12 protein-coding genes and 1 pseudogene are annotated in these 21,016 nt (G+C 68.0%); 10 read left to right on the top strand and 3 right to left on the bottom strand.

Annotated features, from left to right (window positions below; translation table 11 throughout):
* Position 1: 1 nt before the first annotated feature.
* Genes ALI144C_RS32070 through ALI144C_RS32050 form a run of 5 tightly spaced genes read left to right on the top strand, consistent with a single transcriptional unit; the run spans position 2 to position 13,159 of the window.
* Positions 2-7,435 carry a non-ribosomal peptide synthetase/type I polyketide synthase gene (locus ALI144C_RS32070; RefSeq protein WP_237774413.1) on the top strand — a complete coding sequence of 2,478 codons (7,434 nt, stop codon included), beginning with the start codon at positions 2-4 and terminating at the stop codon, positions 7,433-7,435.
* Positions 7,435-10,530 (top strand): non-ribosomal peptide synthetase, encoded by a 3,096-nt coding sequence (locus tag ALI144C_RS32065; RefSeq protein WP_076990897.1) that lies wholly within the window; start codon positions 7,435-7,437, stop codon positions 10,528-10,530. Before ALI144C_RS32070 ends, ALI144C_RS32065 begins: the two co-directional genes overlap by 1 nt.
* Positions 10,527-11,684, top strand: coding sequence for an acyl-CoA dehydrogenase family protein (locus tag ALI144C_RS32060; protein WP_076990896.1), 1,158 nt, complete (start codon positions 10,527-10,529; stop codon positions 11,682-11,684). Before ALI144C_RS32065 ends, ALI144C_RS32060 begins: the two co-directional genes overlap by 4 nt.
* Entirely contained in the window at positions 11,677-12,405 is a 729-nt protein-coding gene (locus tag ALI144C_RS32055) for a thioesterase II family protein (RefSeq protein WP_076990895.1), read from the top strand. The genes ALI144C_RS32060 and ALI144C_RS32055 overlap by 8 nt, the downstream gene beginning before the upstream one ends.
* A 58-nt stretch (positions 12,406-12,463) precedes the next feature.
* A complete protein-coding gene (locus tag ALI144C_RS32050) occupies positions 12,464-13,159 on the top strand; it encodes a MerR family transcriptional regulator (protein ID WP_076990894.1) in 696 nt (231 codons plus the stop codon).
* A 73-nt stretch (positions 13,160-13,232) separates the two neighbouring features.
* On the opposite strand, the gene ALI144C_RS32045 is transcribed toward ALI144C_RS32050, so the two are convergent.
* From ALI144C_RS32045 to ALI144C_RS55825, 3 genes are all read right to left on the bottom strand, one after another.
* Positions 13,233-13,661 carry a helix-turn-helix transcriptional regulator gene (locus ALI144C_RS32045; RefSeq protein ID WP_076990893.1) on the bottom strand — a complete coding sequence of 143 codons (429 nt, stop codon included), beginning with the start codon at positions 13,659-13,661 and terminating at the stop codon, positions 13,233-13,235.
* A gap of 70 nt (positions 13,662-13,731) precedes the next feature.
* Complete coding sequence (locus ALI144C_RS32040; RefSeq protein ID WP_076990892.1) at positions 13,732-14,295, bottom strand: helix-turn-helix transcriptional regulator; 564 nt, start codon at positions 14,293-14,295, stop codon at positions 13,732-13,734.
* Between the two features lie 1,628 nt (positions 14,296-15,923).
* The gene (locus tag ALI144C_RS55825; protein ID WP_168211392.1) at positions 15,924-16,091 is read right to left on the bottom strand and encodes a hypothetical protein; all 168 of its coding nucleotides are present in this window, start codon (positions 16,089-16,091) and stop codon (positions 15,924-15,926) included.
* A gap of 215 nt (positions 16,092-16,306) precedes the next feature.
* Between ALI144C_RS55825 and ALI144C_RS32035 the strand changes: the two are divergent.
* From ALI144C_RS32035 to ALI144C_RS32020, 5 genes and pseudogenes are all read left to right on the top strand, one after another.
* Positions 16,307-16,953: pseudogene (locus tag ALI144C_RS32035) on the top strand (HAD family hydrolase).
* A 428-nt stretch (positions 16,954-17,381) separates the two neighbouring features.
* Positions 17,382-18,605 carry a helix-turn-helix domain-containing protein gene (locus ALI144C_RS32030; RefSeq protein ID WP_237774412.1) on the top strand — a complete coding sequence of 408 codons (1,224 nt, stop codon included), beginning with the start codon at positions 17,382-17,384 and terminating at the stop codon, positions 18,603-18,605.
* 72 nt (positions 18,606-18,677) lie between these two features.
* On the top strand, positions 18,678-19,181 hold the full coding sequence (locus ALI144C_RS54795; RefSeq protein WP_143230996.1) for a hypothetical protein: 504 nt from the start codon (positions 18,678-18,680) through the stop codon (positions 19,179-19,181).
* Positions 19,178-20,002 (top strand): Scr1 family TA system antitoxin-like transcriptional regulator, encoded by an 825-nt coding sequence (locus tag ALI144C_RS32025; RefSeq protein WP_076990891.1) that lies wholly within the window; start codon positions 19,178-19,180, stop codon positions 20,000-20,002. The genes ALI144C_RS54795 and ALI144C_RS32025 overlap by 4 nt, the downstream gene beginning before the upstream one ends.
* Positions 20,003-20,062: 60 nt before the next feature.
* Positions 20,063-20,992, top strand: a complete 930-nt coding sequence (locus ALI144C_RS32020; protein ID WP_076991023.1) for an NADP-dependent oxidoreductase — start codon at positions 20,063-20,065, stop codon at positions 20,990-20,992.
* The last annotated feature ends 24 nt before the right edge of the window (positions 20,993-21,016 follow it).

Genomic DNA, 21,016 nt, shown 5'->3' with positions numbered 1-21,016 from the left:
GGTGACCTCCGCACAGCACGACATCGCCGTTGTCGGGATGGCCGGCCGCTTCCCCGGCGCCCCCGACATCGACGCCTACTGGCACAACCTCCGCGCGGGCGTGGAGTCGATCCAGCCGCTGGGGGAGGAGGAGCTGCTCGCCGAAGGTCTCGACCGCGAGCTGATCGGCGGACAGGACTACGTGCCGGTCGCCCCGACGCTGGACGGCATCGAGCTCTTCGACGCCCGGTTCTTCGGGTTCACCGCGCGGGAAGCGGCGTTGCTCGATCCGCAGCAGCGGTTGTTCCTGGAAACGGCGTGGCACGCGATGGAGCACGCGGGGATCGACCCGGCCAGGTGTGTCAACGCCGGGGTGTTCGCCGGGGGGAACATGCCCGCCTACCTGATGTCCAACCTGCTCGGCGGCAACCGGATCGTGCTCGACTCGGCCATGTTCGAGCTGCAGATCCACAACGACAAGGACTACCTCGCCAGCCGGACCGCCTTCAAGCTCGGGCTGACCGGGCCCGCGGTGAACGTGCAGACGGCGTGCTCGACGTCTCTCGTGGCGGTGCACCAGGCTGCCGCGTCGCTGCGGTCCGGCGCCTGTGAACTGGCCTTGGCCGGTGGCGTGTGCGTCCGGGTGCCGCACCGGGTGGGCTACCGCTACGAGCAGGGCCTGATCTACTCACCCGACGGGCATTGCCGTCCGTTCGACGCCGACGGCGCGGGCACTGTTTTCGGCAACGGTGTCGGTGTGGTCGTGCTCAAGCGACTGGCCGACGCCCAGCGCGACGGCGACCGGGTACTGGCCGTGCTCAAGGGTTCCGCGGTGAACAACGACGGAATGGACAAGGTCGGCTACACCGCGCCGAGCGTGCGCGGGCAGGAAGCGGTGGTCGCCGAGGCGATCGCCGCCAGTGGCGTGCCCGCGCGGTCGATCACCGCGGTCGAGGCGCACGGCACCGGCACCCACGTCGGTGACCCGATCGAGATCGCCGCGCTCACCAGGGCCTTCGGTAGATCCACATCGGACACCCAGTTCTGTGCGGTGAGTTCGGTCAAGTCGAACATCGGCCACCTCGAGTCCGCGGCGGGGATCGCCAGCTTCATCAAGGCCGTGCTGCAGTTGCAGCACCGGACACTGGTGCCCAGCCTGCACTTCAACCAGCCCAACCCGCGCATCGACTTCCCGGCCACGCCGTTCTTCGTCAACGACGAGCTGCGCGAGTGGCCCAACGGCCGGTTCCCGCGCCGGATCGGCGTGAGCTCGTTCGGCATCGGCGGGACCAACGCCCACGTGGTGCTGGAACAGGCACCGGAGCCGGACACCGCCCCGGCCGCCGACGACCGGCCGCACCTGGTGGTGCTGTCAGCCAAGACCCCGGCCGCGTTGGACGCGATGAGCCAGGCGGTCTCGGGCAAGCTCGCCGAGCTCGAACGGACACCCCTGGCCGACATCGCACACACCTTGCAGGTGGGCCGTGCGCCGATGCGCTATCGCCGTGCCGTCGTCGCCGCCGACACGGCAGACGCGGCGGCGGTGTTGTCCGGCGCTGACCAGGGCAGGGTTCGTACCGCCGACGCGGGCCTCACCCCGGCCAGGGTGGTGTTCCTGTTCCCTGGCCAGGGCGCGCAGTACCCCGGCATGAGCCAGGGCCTGTACGAGAACGAGCCGGTGTTCACCGCGGCGATGGACGAGTGCGCGGGCCTGCTGGCCGAACCGCTCGGCATCGACCTGCGCACGGTCCTCTACCCGAGCGAGCGCACCGAGGACGGGCTCACGCAGACCTCGCTGGCCCAGCCCGCGTTGTTCGCCACCGAGTACGCGCTGGCCCAGCTGCTGCTCTCGTGGGGCGTCGAACCGGACATGATGGTGGGCCACAGCATCGGCGAGTTCGCGGCAGCCTGCCTGTCCGGAGTGCTGTCACTGGCGGACGCTGCCCGCCTGGTCGCGGTGCGCGGCAAGCTGATGCGAGACCTGCCCACGGGTTCGATGGTCTCGATCGCGGCCGCCGCGGCGGACGTCGAGCCGTTGCTGCCGCCCGCGGTGTCCATCGCGGCCGTCAACGCACCGACGCTGTGCGTGGCCTCCGGACCGCACGACGCGATCGCCCAGCTCACCGAACGGTTGACCGCCCAGGAACTCACCGTTCGGCCGTTGCACACCTCACACGCGTTCCATTCGTCCATGATGGACCCGATCGTGGAGCCGTACACCCGCACCGTGGCAGAGGCGACACTCGACGCGCCGGGAAGGCCGTTCGTCTCCTGCGTCACCGGCGAACCCATCACGGCCGAACTGGCCACGGACCCGTCGTACTGGGGCACGCACATGCGCCGCCCTGTCCGGTTCGCGGACGCTGTCCGCGCCGCGGTCGGTGGCCGGCCCGCCGTGCTCGTCGAGGTCGGACCGGGCAACACGCTCAGCACACTGGCGCGGGCCGCGGAGTGGGCCGATCAGCCCCGTCCGGCTGTGGTCACGACGATGCGCAGGCCGGACGAGTCCGTTGCGGACGGTCAGGTGCTGCGGACCGCGGTCGGCGACGTCTGGCTATTCGGCGGCGCCGTGGACTGGCCCGCCATGCACGACGGCGGGCGCGGCCGGGTGGAACTGCCCGGTTACCCGTTCCAGCGGGACCGCTACTGGATCGAGCCACGCGGAACCGGACAGGCCGCGGACATCACCGGTCAGATCACCGAGCACGAGGATCCCGCGGCGGACGAGCTCCCGAAGGCCACCCGGCCGGGCACGCTGGTGACCCCGTACGTGGAACCGGCCGACGACCTGGAAACCGCGATCGCCGGGGTGTGGGAGGAGCTGTTCGGCATCGCGCCGATCGGCACCCGGGACAACTTCTTCGAACTCGGCGGCCACTCGCTGCTGGCCACCCAGGTGCTCAACCGGATGCGGGCCGCGGTCGGCGCCACCGTGCCGATGAGCGAACTGCTGGCCACGCCCACCATCAGCGGACTGGCCGAGCAGGTGCGGGCGACCGGCACCGAAGACGCCGACGAGCCACTGCCCGCCATCGTCGCACGACCCGAGCAGCGGTTCGAACCGTTCCCGCTCACCGAGATGCAGCAGGCGCAGTGGATCGGCAGGCTGTCCAGTTTCGACATGGGTGGCGTGGCCCCGCACCTGTACTTCGAGTTCGACAGCCGCACCATCGAGGTGGCCCGGCTGGAACGCGCGTGGCAACGAGTGGTGCGCCAGCACGACATGATGCGGATGGTCGTGCTGTCCGACGGCAGGCAACGCATCCTGCCGGACGTGACGCCGTACCGGTTCGAGATCCTGGACCTGCGGGAGGCCGACGCGCAGACGGCCGAGCGGCAGTTGGCCGAGATCCGCGACCGGTTGGGCACGGAGGTGCGCCGCGCCGACGTGTGGCCGTTGTGGGAGGTCCGGGTCAGCCTGCTGCCGGAGCACGTCGTCCGCGTGCACATCAGCTTCGACTTGCTGGTCGCTGACGTGTCGTCGTTCTTCTACCAGATCCTGCCGCAGTGGCGGGAGTTCTACCACGAGCCCGAGCTGGAACCGACCGAGCTGACGCTGTCCTTCCGTGACTACGTGTTGGCGGAAGAGGAACTGCGGCAGACCGCGCGGTACGAGCGCGCGCTGGAGTACTGGCGGAAACGGGTTCGGGAACTGCCGCCCGCGCCGGAAGTGCCGACCGTGCAGAGCACCGCTGGTGAACGGCTGGAGTTCGTGCGCAGGCACGCCCGGCTGGACGCCGAGGTGTGGGGCCGGATCAAAGCCAAGTCCGGCGAGTTCGGCGTCACCGCGTCCAGTGCGATGCTCGCCGCGTTCGCCGTCACGATCGGCACGTGGAGCAAGTCCCAGCGGTTCACGCTGAACTTCACCGCGGTGAACCGGCTGCCGCTGCACGAGCAGGTCGACGACCTGGTCGGCGAGTTCGCGTCCTTCGACCTGCTCGAGGTGAACGCGGTGTCGGCGGCCAGCTTCGCGGAGCTGGTGCGTGACCTGCAACGCCAGAGCTGGGCGGACTTCGAACACCGGTACGTCAGCGGCGTGCGCATCCTGCGTGAGCGGGCCAGGGCACGTGGTGGTGCCGGTGACGTCATGCCGGTCGTGTTCACCAGTGCGCTCGGCAGCGACATCGACGGCAAGCCCACACCGTCCCCTGTGGACTGGCTCGGCGAACAGGCGTACTTCGTCTCGCAGACCCCGCAGGTGACGATCGACCACTTCCTGCTGGAGTTCGACGGCAACCTCGAACTGGCGTGGCACGCCGTCGACGGGCTGTTCCCCGACGGCATGATGGCCGAGATGTTCCAGGCATACCAGGACTTCGTTGTCGGTCTGGCCGACAGCGACGGCTGGCACCGGGCCCCGGTGCTCGACCTGCCCGCGTGGCAGCTCGAAGCCAGGGCAGCGGCCAACGACACAGCCGGTGAGCTGCCCGTGGGCGTGCTGCCCGCCCGGGTGCTGGCCCGGACCGCGGCGGCCGGGCCCGCGGTGATCGCCGATGACCGCACACTCGGTTACGCCGAACTGACCGGCCGGGCAGTGGCGCTGGCCCGTGAGCTGACCGAGGCCGGATCCGGCCGGGGCACCGTGGTTGGCATCGGCCTGGCCAAGGGGTGGCGGCAGATCGTGGCGGCGCTGGCGGCCTCGGCGGCGGGCTGCACCTACGTGCCGCTCGACCCCGACCTGCCGGAGGCGCGCCGCCGGTGGCTGGTCGAGCAGGCGGGCATCTCGTGTGTCCTGGCCGAGCGGGCGACAGCGGAACTCTGGCCGAACGCGCCGCACGTGCTGACGGTGTCCGACGACGTCGACTGGGAATCGGCGGATGTGACCAGCTGGACGTGCCCGGCGCAGCCCGACGACACCGCCTACGTCATCTACACCTCAGGTTCCACCGGCACGCCCAAGGGCGTGGCCGTCAGCCACCAGGCCGCGTTGAACACCCTGGTGGACGTCGAACAGCGCTACGGTGTCCAGGCGGGTGACCGGGTACTGGGGCTGTCCGCGCTGAACTTCGACCTCTCGGTGTTCGACGTGTTCGGCATGCTCGCGGTCGGCGGCGCCATCGTGCTGCCCGACGTCGAGGACCGCCGCAACCCGGCACGCTGGGCCGAACTGTGCCAGCGGCACGGGATCACGGTGTGGAACTCGGTGCCCGCGCTGATGCAGATGCTGGTCGAGCACGTCGAATCGGCTGGCGAGCCGGGCGCGGTGTCGTCGCTGCGGCTGGTGATGCTCAGCGGGGACTGGATTCCGCTGTCCCTGCCCGACCGGCTGCGGGCGGTGGTACCGGCGACCGAGGTGATCAGCCTCGGCGGCGCGACCGAGGCCGCCGTGTGGTCGATCGCCTACCCGATCGGGGCGGTGCCGCCGGACTGGCCGTCCATCCCGTACGGCCGCCCGCTGCGCAACCAGCGTTTCCACGTGCTCAACGAGCGGCTGCGGCACGCGCCGGTGTGGGTGCCGGGACACCTGTACATCGCCGGTGCCGGTCTGGCCCAGGGGTACTGGAACGACGAACAGCGCACCGCCGAGTCGTTCTTCGTGCACCCGGAGACGGGCGAACGGCTGTACCGCACGGGTGACCTCGGCCGGTACCTGCCGGACGGCACCATCGAGTTCCTCGGCCGGGACGACTTCCAGGTCAAGATCGGCGGCTACCGGATCGAGCTCGGCGAGATCGAACACGCGCTCGCCCAACACCCGGATGTGGTGAACGCCGTCGCCTCGGCGCTCGGCGCCCGCACACAACAGCGGCTGGTCGCGCACGTCGTGCCGTCCCCGTCGGACACACGAGACGAGACGGAGTTCGCCGACCGGTTGCGGGCACACCTGGCCACCACGCTGCCGTCGTACATGATCCCGGCCGACTTCGTGCTCATCGACGAGATGCCGTTGAGCGGCAACGGAAAGGTCGACCGGTCCGCACTGCCCGAGCCGCGCCGCGCAGGCAGCGGCGAGGCCGTGGCGGACGCCGAGCTCAGCGGGCCGCTGCGCACACTGCTGGTCCTGGCGGCCGACCTGCTCAACGTGGACCAGCCCGGTCCGCGGGACAACTTCTTCGAACTGGGCGGCGACTCCATCATGGGCGTGCAGTTCGTCGGCAGGGCCAACGCCGAGGGCATCCCGGTCACCCCGCAGGACCTGTTCGAGAGCACGACGTTCCTCGACCTGGCCCGGACCCTCCCGGCGGAGACGGGGATCGGGGACGTGGGCTCGGCCGTGGCGCTCACCCCGCACCAGGCCCTGGCCGCGGCCCAGGCCGGGTCCGTGGTGCTGGACGTGCCGGACGACTTCGACCCGGTACTCGCCGGACAGGCGTTGCGGGCGCTGTTCGACCGCCACCTGGCGTTGCGGTCCCGCGTGCGGACCGACGACGGGCAACGGTTCGCGGTGCCACTCGAACCGGCCGAGGTGCCCGACGTGGCCGAGATCGACCTCAGCGCACTGCCCGAGCAGGTGCGGGCCGAAGCCGTGCCGCAGATGGTCGCGGAGATGGCCGGGGAACTCGATGCCGAGGCCGGGCCGGTGCTCAAGGTCGCGGTGATCCGGCTCGGCGACCACGGCAGCGTCCTGGCCTGCGCGGTGGCCCAGTTCCTGATCGACGACGGCGCCGTGCTGATGCTGTGCCGGGAACTGGCCCACGTCTACCGGCGGCTGGCCGACGGACAACCGGTGGTGTGGACCGCGAGCGCCGGAACACCACAGGCGTGGAACGAAGGACTGCGCCGGGAACTGACACACCCGGCCGGGATCGTGGAACCCTCCGGCACACCACGGGACCTGACCCGGCAGCACACGATCGAACTGGACGCCACCAGTACCGCGGACCTGTTCGGCGCCGCAGCGGCCAGCTACCACCTGGACCCGGCCGAGGTGCTGACAACCGCCGCGGCTGCCGCGCTGGGCCGTGTGCTGGCCGAACCACCGCAACTGCTGGTGGAACGCTCGGTGCGCGGTGACCTGTCCGGCAGCGACGAACCCGCCGGGCACCTCGTCGGCCGGGTGACCGAACTGACCACTGTGGACCCGGCGACCGAAGTCGGCCCTGAGCGGTACCTGGCCGCCGTGAAGACCCAGCTGCGTTCCCCACAGCCACAGCCGGTGCGCGGCGCGACGATCGCGGTCAGGGAGCTGGTGACCTGGGACCGGGGCGAGATCGAGTTCGCTGTGTCCTCGGAGTTCGTCGGCGTGACCGGGACCGCGGGCTGGCACGACGACACCGTCGGTCAGCTGAGCACGGCGGTCGTCGACGGCGCACTGCGAATCCGTTGGCAGCTGGGCGAGTCCGTGTCCGAAGACGAGGCGGCCCGGCTGGCGGAGACGTCGCGCGTGGTGCTGGCGGAGATCGGCGAGCACTGCCGCGCGTCCAGGGAAGGCTCCTACGACCCGTCCGACTTCCCGCTGGCCGACCTCTCCGGGGACGAGCTCGGCGAGTTCCTCAACGACTTGCGAGGACTGTGATGAGCACCAACGGAGTCCGCGACATCGCGGACATCTACGAACTGTCCCCGATCCAGCAGGGCATGCTCTACGAACAGCTCGCCCAGCCCGGCATCGGCATCTACGTGGAGCAGCTGCGGCTGGAGTTCGTCGGCACCATGCACCCCGAGCACTTCGAACGGGCGTGGCAGCTGGTCGTCGACCGGCACCCGATCCTGCGCAGCTCGTACCACTGGCGCAAGAACGGGACCGCGGTGCAGGTCGTGCACGGCGCGGCCACGCTGCCACTGGAAACGCTGGACTGGCGTGACCTCGACGAACAGACACAGGAGGACCGGCTGGAGGCGTCGCTGACCGCGGAGCGCGCGGCCGGGTTCGACCTCACCGACGTGCCGTTGATGCGCAGTACCTTGATCCGTCGTGGCCCTGACAAGTGGACGTTCTCCTGGCGGTTCTCGCACCTGTTGATGGACGGCTGGTCGTTCACGCTGGCAATCCAGGACTTCATCGACAACTACCGGCTGCTGTGCCGCGGCGGCCACCCCACCGCGGCTGCGGGGCGGCCGTACCGCGACTACCTGTCGTGGTGGCGGGACCGGGACACCACGGCGGCACAGCGGTTCTGGCGCGAGGAACTCGCCGGGTACCAACCCGTCGAACAGCTGCACCTCGGCGGAGCCGACGTGCGCGCGGGCCAACCCACCCACGCCTACTTCGAGCGAATCCTGGGTGACCTGGCACCCCGGCTGACCGCGTTGGCCAGAGCCGAGCAGTTGACGCTCGCGACGTTGGCACAGGGCGCCTGGTTCATCGTGCTGGGCCGTTTCCTCGGCCGCACCGATCTGGCGTGCGGGATCACGATGGCGCACCGGCCCGCCGACCTGGTCGCGTCCGGCGAGATCCTCGGCCCGATGATCGCCACCATGCCGCTGCGCAGGCAGCTCGCGCCCACGATGGTGCTGCGGTCGTGGCTGCGGGAGTTCGGCAGGCACGTCATCGAGGCCACGCAGCACAGCGCGGTGCCGCTGCCGGAGATGCAGGCGCTGCTCGACATGGACCCGTCGATCCCGTTGCTGCAGAGCAGCGTGTCCTACGAGAACGTGCCGATGCCGGACTTCGACCTGACCGACGTCGGCGCGGAGATGACCGAGCTCGGCTACGACGGCAGGCCGCACTTCCCGATCACGATGGTGATCATGCCGGGCGACGACATGCCGCTGCGTGTCGTCTACGACCGCAGGAAAGTGGGTGACGACGTCGCCGCGCGGTTCGCCGAGGAGGTCGTCTCGGTGCTCACCCAGATCATCGAACGCCCCGAGCTGACGCTGGGGGAGCTGTCGTTCCTCAGCACGCCGCAACCCGAGACCACCGCCTTGGCCCAGCCGGTGGCCGAATGCCTGCACGAGACGTTCCGGCGGCACGCGCGCGAAAACCCGGACGCCACCGCCATCTCCTGCGAGCTCAAGGCGTTGACCTACCGGGAGCTGGACGAGTACTCGGACCGCATCGCCGCCACCTTGCGAGCCCGGCACCCGGGAGCGCGGCGAGTGGGCCTGTCGATGCTCCGCTCCATCGACCTGGTGGCCGCCATGATCGGCGTGTTCAAAGTCGGCGCGGCCTACGTACCGCTGGACCCCGCGTACCCGCCGGAGCGGTTGGCCGACATGCTGGCCGACTCGGGCGCGGAACTGGTGCTCACCGACGGCTCGGCGGCGCTGCCCGTGGAGGACTCGCGAGTGGTCTCGTTGCTGGACGTCGTCGAGCAACCGAACACGGGGGAGCCGTCCCCGGCCGATGATCCCGACGCGCCCGCCTACCTGCTCTACACGTCCGGGTCGACCGGCAGGCCGAAGGGCGTGCCGATCACCCACCGCAACGTGCAGAGCCTCTTGGCGGCGGGCCGCGAGGTGTTCGGTTTCGAAGCGGACGACGTGTGGACCTTCGCGCACTCCTTCGCCTTCGACTACTCGGTGTGGGAGATCTGGGGCGCGTTGGGCAACGGCGCACGGTTGGTCGTGGTGCCGCAGGCGACTGGCCGCGACCCGCGTGCCCTGGCCCGGCTGATCGCGCAGCAGCGGGTGACGGTGCTCAGCGAGACCCCGTCGCTGTTCGAACACCTGGTGCTGGAACTGGCTGGCGAAACGACCCTGCGCAAGGTGTTCCTCGGCGGTGACCGGCTGGACCCCGTCATCCTGCGGCCGTGGTTCGCGCGGTTCGGCAACCGCGGCATCGAGTTGTACAACCTGTACGGCGTCACCGAGGCCACTGTGGTGTCCACCTATCACCTGGTGAGCGAGGACGAGGTACGCGCCGACCAGCCGATCCCGATCGGCCGTGCGCTGCCCAACCAACGCGCGTACCTGCTTGACGAGCACGACCGCCCAGTCCCGGTCGGGGCCACCGGTCAGCTGTGTGTGGCCGGGCACGCGGTCGCCACCGGATATCACGCCAGGCCTGAGCTCACTGCGCAGCGGTTCGGCGCGGATCCGTCGGCGATGCCCCTGTACCGCACCGGTGACCTGGCCACCGCCACATCCACCGGGGAGATCCGGTTCCTCGGCCGGGCCGACTCGCAGATCAAGGTGCGTGGGTTCCGCGTCGAACTGGGCGAGATCGAAGCCACGCTGCGAGAGGCACCGGGGGTGCGGTCGGCCACGGTCGTCGTGCACGCGAGCCGCGTCGTCGGCTACGCCGTGCCCACCGAACCAGGCGTGGAGGGGCTTGCCGAGCAGCTGCGGGACTTCCTGCGCACCCGGCTGCCCGAGCACATGCTGCCGGTCGCGGTGTACTGGATCGACCGGATTCCCACCACACCGGGCGGCAAGGTGGACCTCGCCGCGCTGCCCGCGCCGGACGCCGTGACAGCGGGCGAGTTCATCGCCCCGCGGACCGACACCGAACGGCTGCTCGCCCACCTGCTGTCCGAGGTGCTGGAGGTGCCGAAGGTGGGCGCGGGTGACGCACTGGGCGAACTGGGCCTGCACTCGCTGGACGCGATGCGGCTGACCGCGCGGTTGCGCGGCGAACACGCGCTGGACCTGGCGTTGAGCGATCTGCTGGCCGCCCGCACGGTGGCCGACCTGGCGACGGCGATCGAGGCGGTGCGGGCACGGTGAACACACCGGAACACCACAGCAGTCCGGAGAACCGGCAGTGGCGCGAGCGCGTCCGGCGGTTCGCCGAAGAGCGGATCGCGCCGCTGTCCCCCAAGATGGACAAGACCGCCAGCCTGGACCCGACTCTGCGCGAGCAGTTGTTCGCCGCCGGGCTGATGTCGGTGGAGATCCCGCGCGGCTACGGCGGCACCGGCGGCACCCTGCTGCAACTGGTGCTCACCATCGAAGAGGTGGCCAGGGTGGATCCGGGCGTCGCGGTCGGCGTCGACGTCCACAACGTGCTCGTCGCGGGCACGTTGCTGCGGCAGGCAACCGGTGACCAGCGCCGGACCTACCTCCCGCTGCTGGCCTCCGGGAAGGTCGGCGCGTTCGCCCTGTCGGAGGACCAAGCGGGCAGCGACGCCTTCGCGTTGACCACCACCGCCCGGCCGACCGGCGACGGCTACGTGCTCACCGGACGCAAGCGGTGGACCAGCAACGCGCGCAACGCCGACCTGCTGCTGACGTTCGCGCTCGTGGACGGCGGCGGGCCCACGGCGTTCCTGGTACCGAAGGACGCCGTCGGGGTGTCCACCGAAGACCGCGTCGAGCAGATGGGAGTGCGGGCGGCGCACACCGCGGACGTGGTGTTCGACGGCACCCCGGTCCGGACCGCCCAGCGGATCGGGCCGGTGGGCGGCGGGCAGACGGTCGCGATGGCCGCACTCGACCTGGGGCGGCTGGGCATCGCCGCGCAGATGGTCGGCCTCGCCCAGGGCGCGCTGGACGTGGCCGTCGCCTACAGCCGGACCCGCGAGCAGTTCGGCACCCGGATCGCCGGATACCAGGGAGTCCAGTTCCCGCTGGCCGACGCGGCCAGTCAGTTGGCCGCGGCGCGGGCGCTGGTGTACGAGTCGGTCGACGTCTTCCAACGGGACGACGACGCCGTGAAACGGATGCGCTTCGCGGCGATGGCGAAGTACACCGCGTCCCAGGTGGCGGAGCGTGCGGCGTCGGTGGCTGTGGAAACCCTGGGCGGCAACGGGTTCACCGACGCCTATCCCGCTGAACGGTTCTACCGGGACGCCAAGGCGGGCAAGATCTACGAAGGCACGTCCAACATCCTGCTCCGCAACATCGCCTCGATCATGACGGGGGTGAGCGCGGGTGACTGAACAGTTGCGGCTGCTGTGTTTCCCGTACGCGGGCGGCAACGCCCAGACGTACGTCCGGTGGCGAAAGCTGCTGGGACAGGACGTCGACGTGCGTCCCATGCAGCTACCCGGACACGGCGAACGGATCAGGGAGACGCCTCAGCACCGGTGGGACGGTCTGCTGGCCGATGTCCGGGCCAAGCTGGTCGGGATGCTGGACCGGCCGATCGCGTTGTTCGGCCACAGCCTCGGTGCCTTGCTCGCCTTCGAGTGCGCGCGGATCCTGGTGGCCGAGTACGGCATCCGGCCTGTGCGTCTGCTGGTCTCCGGTCACCGGGCGCCGCACCTGCCGCTGCGGGAGGAGGTGCTCCACCACCTTCCGGACGCGGAGTTCCTCGCCAGGCTGAGCGAACGATCCCGCACGCTGCGCGCGTTGACCGATCCCGCGTTCCGCAAGCTCCTGGTGCCGATGCTGCGGGCCGACTTCACCGCGTCCGAGACGTACGCCTGGCTCGACGGGCCGCCGCTGGAGTGCCCCGTCACCGCGCTGTGGGGTGAGCAGGACCCGGACGTGGACCTGGCGGAGACCACAGCATGGCAGCGGCACACGACGGGTCAGTTCGACGTCGTCCCGTTCGCGGGGGACCACTTCTTCGTCGACGACAAGTGGAAGGAGGTGGTGGCCGCGGTCGGTGATCGGCTCCGGCCGCGCACCGGGAGCGCGGCACGCCGCCCGCTGTAAAAGACAATAAGGTTAGCCTAGCCTTGTAACCCGAGGTCGGGTGCGGTGGAATTGAGCGATGTACGAAGCATCAGTACGGATTGGCGAAGCCGCTGCCCTCTACGGACTGACTCCGTCGACACTGCGCTGGTGGGAAAAGCAGGGGGTGCTGCGCCCACCGAACCGCGACAGTGGCCGCAGGCAATACCGCGACGAGGATCTGCGTCGCATCGGACTGGCGTACCTGTGTTGTGTGACTGGGGGAATGGTCTTGGACGACGTGGCCACGATCACGTCCGGCAGCATCGGCCTGAGGTCCTGGCAACGCGCGGTGCGCGACCAGGTGGAACGGCTGGAACGGCAGATGGAGACGTTGGAGTCCGCGCACGCGTACCTGAGCGGCCTGCTCGAATGCCCGGACGACGACATCGCGCAGCAGTGCCCGTATCTCGACGCCGAGTTGATCGCCCACACCCCGCGCGGCCGCGCACGGCACATGGGTCTGGTGGAAGCGGCTCGAGCGGCGATGAAACGCGCCGAATGGCGGGCGGGCAGGCCGTCGTCGACACCGCTGGACGGCGCACCGGCATCGGATTCGGCGCCGGAGAACACCAAGCCGACGTGCAAGAGCTGCGCGCAGCCGTTGGTCAGGCTGTCGCGTGGGCGGCCGCGGAAGTACTGCTCCCACGCGTGCCAGCAACGCGCCTACCGCGCGCGGCAGGAGAAACGGCGGGGCAGTCAGCAGATCGGGGTCTGCCCAGGACAGGGGGTGTAGGCGCCGGGCGCGTACACGTGATCGGTCCACATTGGCCGGAACGGTTCGATCCGATGTGGACCGATCACGGCTGCTACGGCGCGTCGACGCCAACCGGTCGGTGCGCGAGCCCCTCCCGCATCGCCATCAGCGCGGCCTCGGTCCGGTCGGCCGCGCCCATCTTGCGGTAGATCATGTGCAGGTGGGCCTTGACGGTCTGCTCGGCGATCCGGAGCGTCCGGCTGATCCGGCGGTTGGACAGCCCCTGGGCCACCAGGTCGAGCACCTGTTGCTGACGCCGGGTCAGATCGAGGTTCCGCCTGCCCGGATCGCTTTCCCCGGTACCGGGCCGCGTGGTGGTCACGGCGGGGGCGGGTGGCCGGTCGATCCACTCCAGTTCGCCGCGAACCGCCCGCGCGAGCGCCCCCAACTCCTGGAGCTGCTCGAGCACGTCGTCGAGGATGGCGAGAAGCGTCGTGGCGTCGTCGTACCGCCGGCCTGCCGTCAGTGGCTGGTCGGTCATCTTCGCTGTGTCCCCCTTCTGCCCCCATATCCCGGTCACGGTCTGTTGTAGACAGTGCGTTACCGGGATCTCACCGCCGAGCGGCGTGGTCGTCGCCCCGAACGGCGGACACCAGACTGGTTCGGCCGGCCCGCTCCCGACGCGCCCGGTCGATGGCGTCGGGGCGGCCGTTCACCAGCCCCCGGTGCATCGCGGTGACAACGGCCTCGGTCCGGTCCGCGACCCCCAGCTTGTGATACACGACATGCAGATGCGCTTTGACGGTCTGCTCGGTGATGTGCAGGGTCCGTGCGATCTGGCGGTTGGACGACCCCAGTGCCAGCAGGTCCAGTACCTGCTGCTGGCGCTGGGTGAGCCGGAACCGCGTCTCCGCCTGCCCGGGTTCCGGTTGGGCCTGCTGGGGTTTGCGCTGCGGCACCTCGTGGACGGGGTGGACGGGGTGCTCCCTGACCGGGTGGATCAGGCGGGCCGTGCGGGTGCGCTGCGCGGGCAAGGTCTCCCTGGTCCGGCGAGCGAAGTCGCCGAGTTCCTGTAATCCGGCCAGCACCTGGTCGATCACCTCGATCGCCTCGCTGATCGTCTTCGTGTCGTGTCGTGTCGGATGGAAAGGACCGGCTGCTCGGTCGGCTGCCACTCTTCCGCTCACCCTTTCGTACGGGGTTGTCTGGCGAGACACCCTTGTTCCGCATACGGGTCACTGACGTCGTGACCGAGGGAAAGCCGCCCCGGGCGCGTCCGGGGAGGTGGGTGCGGCACTATCCGAGTCCCCAGGCACGAATGCGAAACTTCGGATCCCCCTTGACGTAGCGACGCGTGCAGACAGGTGCAGGCTCATCGTTCCCGCTGGTAGAAGGAGCATCGTTACGTGCGCTCAATATATACGTAACAATGACCCTTTGGGAAGCGTGACGATTCAAAAACCATCGGATGTGACGAAAACCAACCGGTGTTGTGTGACGGAACAACATTGGCCACGTATGTGTGAACGGCTACATATCGGAGCGGCTTGGCGTGTCCTATACCGAAGAAAGGACTGATTCGGTCCAGACAGGTTGCGGATGCGCGGGATTGTCGGTATCACGATCTTCGTCGAGTCGATCTTGAAACCCCTGCCCGGTCCGGCTTCTGCGCTGGTTGAAGACTTCATCACCCTGTCGGTACTCCGTCAAGTCGGGCCGAGCCGACGGTCGCGAACGGCGGAATACTTCGTCCGGTCCGGTATCCAACGCGGGTAGAATTACAGCGATGTTTCGTGCTCTCTCTGTGTATTGGGCTACCGCAATGGCTTGCACGGACGGAGCATTCCGAGGACGTTTCGAACACTTAGCGTTACAGTGGCGAAACGGGGTTCGGGCGATCGCATTTGGACACTATTGCGTGTGCTTCGCACCTCAATGTGACCAGCGCGATAACGATTTCCCAAGGATTTCGCGCAGTAGGCGTTCGATGGCCGGGCCTCGTGAGCAGGTCCCGGTCCGCGCCAAGCGCAGGCCAACCGCACCGCGCACCGCTAAGTCAAGCGCAAGTGGGTCAGTGGCAGGGTGTGCAGGCCGTTGTTGCGCCTAGATGGTGGTAGCTGGTTGTCGGTAAGGATGCATGCGCGTAGGCGGCGCCATGCCTGGTGCTGCCCTTGGCCCACGCGTTGCTCACAAGATCAGAATACGACTGCGGTCCGTTTTCACCCGTTCGTGGTGCGGACCAGCGGGTCTGCCATCCATTGCGTGTCACACACATCGCATACCGAGTGGGTCCGCGCCGCGATCCGGGACTACCTCGGCTTGTCCGATGATGGCGGAACGGTCACCCTCGATCGCGATAACCTCACCGACCCGGCCGAGCAGGCTCGTAAAGCCACCTTGAACTGGGTCGTCGCGGCGGGGCTCAACGGGCAGATACCGCACGCCGGAGGGAACCCTGACCATGGAAGTACGGCAGATCCCGACAGGATCGGGCATCAACGGCCGCCCGATCCTGCATGACGTTCAGCCGGACGCCCGGCACCTGGCCTACCACTGGGAAGGCACTTGGTACACGTGGTGCGGCGAGCGCGTGCCAGAGGATCACAGGTGCCCGCATGAGTCGGAGATTCGCCAGGCGCGTCCGTGGCGGTCAACGAACTGCGACCGCTGCCACAAGCTCTACACCGCTGGTAGCAGTCTGGGAAACCCTTTGACGGCGGCCAACTACCCGCCCTGGGACACGAAAGCGTCCTAACGCGACAGAAGCCCCCTCGCGACGAGGGGCTTCTGTTGTCTTGGGTGATCACCACCAATGGATCTTGACCATGGCGTAGGCGATGCCTGGCCGGATCGGCGGGTGGTTGATGATCTTGCAGTCGAACGAAAGGGGCTTCTGGCGTTCTACCTTGTCGGCGAGCTCACGCAACCGTTGAGCAAGCTCGTTCGCCGACTGGTCGGTCACTTCGTTCACGGCCGACCATCCTCTCAGGCTACCCAAAACGTGGGTACCCCGGTGGCGTCGTCATCGTCGCAGCGGCCGTCGAGTGCGCCTTCACGGCCTCGGTGCACCATCATCCGGTAGATCAACCGCGCCGCCTGGCCGTGACTGTCGGCAAGGTGTTCTGCGACGAATAGGTCCGGCGTCCCGCGTTCGACGGCTCAGTCGCCATGGCGTATGAGTTATGCATGATCACAGCGGTCGTGTTCGACGTGGGGGCGACCTTGCTGGACGACACCCAGGAGTGGGGCGCTTGGGCCGACTGGATTGGTGTTCCGCGGCACACGTTCTCTGCGGTACTCGGTGCTCTCACAGCCTCGGGGCGGGACAACGCCGAGACGTTTCAGATCCTTCGGCCCGGGTTCGACGTCGCCCGGGAGCGGCAGATGAGGGAGGATGCCGGACGCGGGGAAATGATCACTGACAGTGATCTGTGCCCAGATGTCAGGCCTTGTCTTGACGCCTTGAGGAACGAGGTATTTGGGTTGGCATAGCGAGGAACCAGACCCGGCGTGCCGCAGAGTTGTTACGTGGACTTGGTTTGCCGGTCGACCGGGTCGCCACGTCTGGAGAGCGGGGCGTGGCCAAGCCGGATGCCGACTTCTTCAGCCAGGTCATTGCCATGGCTCCTGGCACGCCTCATGAGACCGTCTATGTCGGTGATCATCGGGACAACGACATAATCCCGGCGAAGGCGGCAGGGCTACGCACCGCTCTGATCCGCCGCGGCCCGTGGGGCCATCTGTGGGCGGACGATCTGGCGGTCGTGCGATCAGCAGACTGGATCATTGACTCACTCGCCAACCTGCCCGACCTGCTGGCTACGGCCGACTGATCCCCATCCAGTTGGCGAAGTCCTTTGTCATGTCGTGGTCCGCTTTTGGCAACAGTGGAGGTACTGAGAGATAAGGCAGGATATCCGCCTAGGAAATGATTACGGAGAGTAGAACACATCGCGGGCCCGGCGTTCGAGAGGGTGTACCCACCGACATGCACCCCACCTTCGTGATGGCAGATTAGTCGCGAAGCGTGAGATCATCCTACAATCTGGTGGATGTGTCGGCATGACGGAGACGCGTTCGACGCACGGCAGTGCCGCGTGTGTCGGAGTTCCGCGCTATGGATCGCTGAAGTGCTGGCAGCGCTTGGGCACCGAAGACGTGGGTATTCTCAATGCTGTACCTCTTCGCGGAGGAACGCCCTCGGTCGACGGGTCGGGGGGGCACGCGGAGGGGCCTACCGCGAAGAGGGTTGGTGGTCCTAGTGGCCGACGAACTTGATGGACTGGACATCGGCGAGCGGATTCAGGCGATTCGTGAACGCAAGGGAAAGTCGCGGCCAGTTGTCGCTGGTCTGGTGGGTCGCTCCACGGAGTGGCTGAAGTCTGTCGAGAAGGGGAAGCGCGGCGCCCCGGATATCCACATGTTGATCAAACTCGGTGAAGTGCTCGGAGTGCTCGACCTGTCCGAGCTAACTGGCGATGACACGATCCGCATGGGGCTTGAGCGGCGCAGCGGACACCCTGTGGTCGCCGACATGCGGGACGCAATCGAGTCGGTGGCGCTCGCGGCATCGTCAGGCGTGCCGCCACATCCTGATGATCTGCTAGCTCGTACCGCCGAGGCTTGGACCTTGTGGCACACGTCGGCGTCGCCGCGTGCATCGGTGGGTACAGTGCTCCCGCAGATCATCCGGGATGGACGGCGCGCGGTCCGTGTACTCGACGGCAAAGACCGACGTCGGGCTTATACGGCGCTTTCTGGTGCGTATGCGCTGTCGGAACAGGTTTTGGCGTGGGTGGCTGACTCGGCATTGCTGTGGCTTGTGGCCGATCGGTGCATGGGCGCCGCTCAGCAAGCCGACGATCCGGAAACCATGGCGTCGGCGGCGTGGGTGCTCGGCAACGTTTGGCGCGCGACAGGTCGCGAAGAGGAAGCGTGGCACTTGGTCGACGATGGTGCAGCGTTGCTCGAACCGCAGCTCAACGACGGTCCAGACAGCACACGCGCTCTTTGGGGGGCCTGTCGTTTGCATGCGTCGATCACGCTCGCGCGTATGGGCAGGGAGGGTGACGCTCTTCGCGGCCTTGACGACGCCGCGGAGATGGCGGAACGAATTCCTGAGCGGTATGCACACCCGTGGACGTTGTTCGGACGGGCAAACGCCGCTCTGACAGGTGTTTCGGTTCAGGTCGACCTTCGCAAGAACGGCACGGCCTTGGAATACGCCAGTCAGATAGATCCTGACGCTATCCCGTCCGTCGACCGACGCGCCCGCCTGTGGCTGGAGACGAGCCGTGCCTACCAGCAACGCGGTGACGCCACGAGCGCGCTGCATGTTCTGGAGAAAGCCACGCGTATCAGCACAGAATCAATGGCCAGCCATCCCCTGTCCCGTGGCATCGCCGGATGGCTTGTGACGTCCGGTGGTCGGCTCGTCGAACGGGATGCGCGAGCTTTGGCGATACGTATTGGCGTAAACGTCTGACGTTCATTCGGGGTACAGTCCGTACCTCTTGACGGCGGGTGCAGCGGTGTACCCGCCGTTTTCTGTTATCTGTTGAACAATTCCTGCTGTGATCGTTTCCGTACCCCACCGGGCACGCGTTTCTCGCCGGTGTTGGCAGGGCCCATGGCGGCCTCTTCACGCCTCAAGATCAGCAACTTGCCTATGCAGCGAGTGCCGGTGGTGAGTCTGCCGGGTGATGGCGTGCCGACGACGGTGGTGCTGTGGGGGGCGAATCCGCAGGCAGGCGTTTACTACGCGGCCCGGGTGCATGTGGTGTCGTCACAGTATGCGGATACTGGCTTGTGTGGACTTCCGGTCGAGCTGGTGTGGGAGCGGCGCCCGGAAACGACACATCGGCCGTGCCCTGAGTGCTGTCTGCTCTTGACGGCGTGGTTCTTCCCTGTTGCCGAGCAGCAACGGCCGCTGCTCAACCTCGCGGGTACGACTGACCTCGGTGGAACTGCCCCGCTGTCCACATCAGATACGAAACGCAATGTCATGTCATCCGGTGCCAGCCGTCCAGCCGACGCGGCCCCGCTGGAGGAGCACGTATGAGTACGGCTGCGTCGGAACTGAACTACCACGGGCGCAGACTGTTGCGGGTTCTGCGGAGACTGCGCGAGCAGAACGGTTTGACGCAGGAGGAAGCGGCTGAACGCGCGTACATCGACCGTGAAAAGCTCGGGCGTACCGAGCGTAGTCAGCTTCCTACCTATCATGAGCTGACCTTTCTGTTGGACGCGTATGGCGTTCCTGGTTGTGATCGTGGGCCGTACGTTGAGCTGTGGGAGTTGGCGAAGCAGCGGCCTTGGTGGTGGCGGCTCGATCTTGATGACGTTGGCTACGTTCGCATGGAGGACGAGGCCAGTCGGAAGTTCGAGTTCCAGCGCGTCCGCATTCCCACGCTTTTGCAGACTGAGGCCTATGTGCGGATGACTCCTGTGAAGCAGAGGAAGGCGGCGGTGGCGGACTTAATCGCTTGTCGGATGCGGCAACAGGAACGTCTGACGACTGCTCCGCTGCTCGACCTCCACGCGTTGATCTATGAACGCGTACTGTTAGACGAGGCTGATGAAGCTCAGCTGGGCAGGCTGATCACGCTGGCCGAGTTGCCGAACGTCACCATCCAGATCGTCCCTCATGCTTGCCTCGGTGCGGAGTTGGTGAGCTCGGTGTGCTTGCTGTCGTTCGATGATCCGGACGAGCCGGACAGCGTGTTCGCCGAGTCGGTGATCGGCCTTCACGAAACCCGGAATCCAGACCGGACCGGCGTGGTCAGGCGACTGCTTCGCGATGCTGCTCAGCGTGCGATGAGCCCGGAGGCGTCGCTTGTGCACATCCAGGCCTTGAGGCGACAGTTCTTGTCGGCACGATGAACCGTCACACGATCGAGTGCCGCCGGAATATCCCCAGTTCCGCGCTCGTTGGCGCTGCGCATGAAGGCAATCACGCAGTCCGAGTACGGCGACCCCGAGGTACTGGCACTCACCAACCACCCGGAGCCCAAGGTGGGCCCGGCGGAGGTCCTGATCGACGTGCGGGCGGCGGGCGTCAACCCGGTGGACTGGAAGCTCGGCGCCGGGTACGTCGACGGGATCCTGGAGACGCGGTTTCCGCTCATCCCCGGATGGGACGTCGCGGGCGTCGTGATCGGGCTCGGCCCGGACGTCCCCGAGTTCGCCGTCGGCGACGAGGTGTTCGGCTACATCCGCAAGGATGTCGCGCAGTTGGGCGCGTACGCCGAGCGGGTGTCCGCCAGCGTGCGCATGCTGGCGCGCAAGCCCGCCGCGTTGAGTTGGGAGCAAGCCGCCGGGGTGCCGCTGGCCGGGCTGACCGCCCTTCAGTCCGTGCAGCGGATCGGAATCGGCGCGGGCGACACAGTGCTGATCCACGGCGCCTCAGGCGGCGTGGGCATGTTCGGCACGCAGATCGCGGTGGCGCGTGGCGCCCGCGTGATCGGAACTGCCAGCGAACGCAACCACGAGTTCCTCCGTTCGCTGGGCGCGGAGCCTGTCGCGTACGGTGACGGGCTCGCCGAGCGCGTCCGTGCCCTCGCGCCGGACGGGGTCACGGCGGTACTGGACTTCGTCGGTGGAGGTGTCGTGCACGTGTCCGCCGGTCTCAGCAAGGATCCCGCACGCCTGGTGTCGGTCGCGGATGCTGACGCGGCCGAGTTGGGTGGCCATGCGCTGTGGGCCCGGCCGGACGCGAGCGGGCTCGCCGAACTCGCGGCCCTCGCCGACGACGGCAAGCTCACCGTGCACGTCGAGCACACGCTGCCGCTCGCCGACGCCGCGCGGGCATGGCGGATCAGCCAGGAAGGCCGGACGCGCGGCAAGATCGTCCTGACCGTCGGCGACAACTGAACAATCGCGGCTTTCAGTGACAAT

This window comes from Actinosynnema sp. ALI-1.44, assembly GCF_001984155.1.
Classification (GTDB): Bacteria; Actinomycetota; Actinomycetes; order Mycobacteriales; family Pseudonocardiaceae; genus Kibdelosporangium.
The sequence above is the reverse complement of the archived record's forward strand: the minus strand, read 5'-3'. Positions and strand labels throughout refer to the sequence as shown.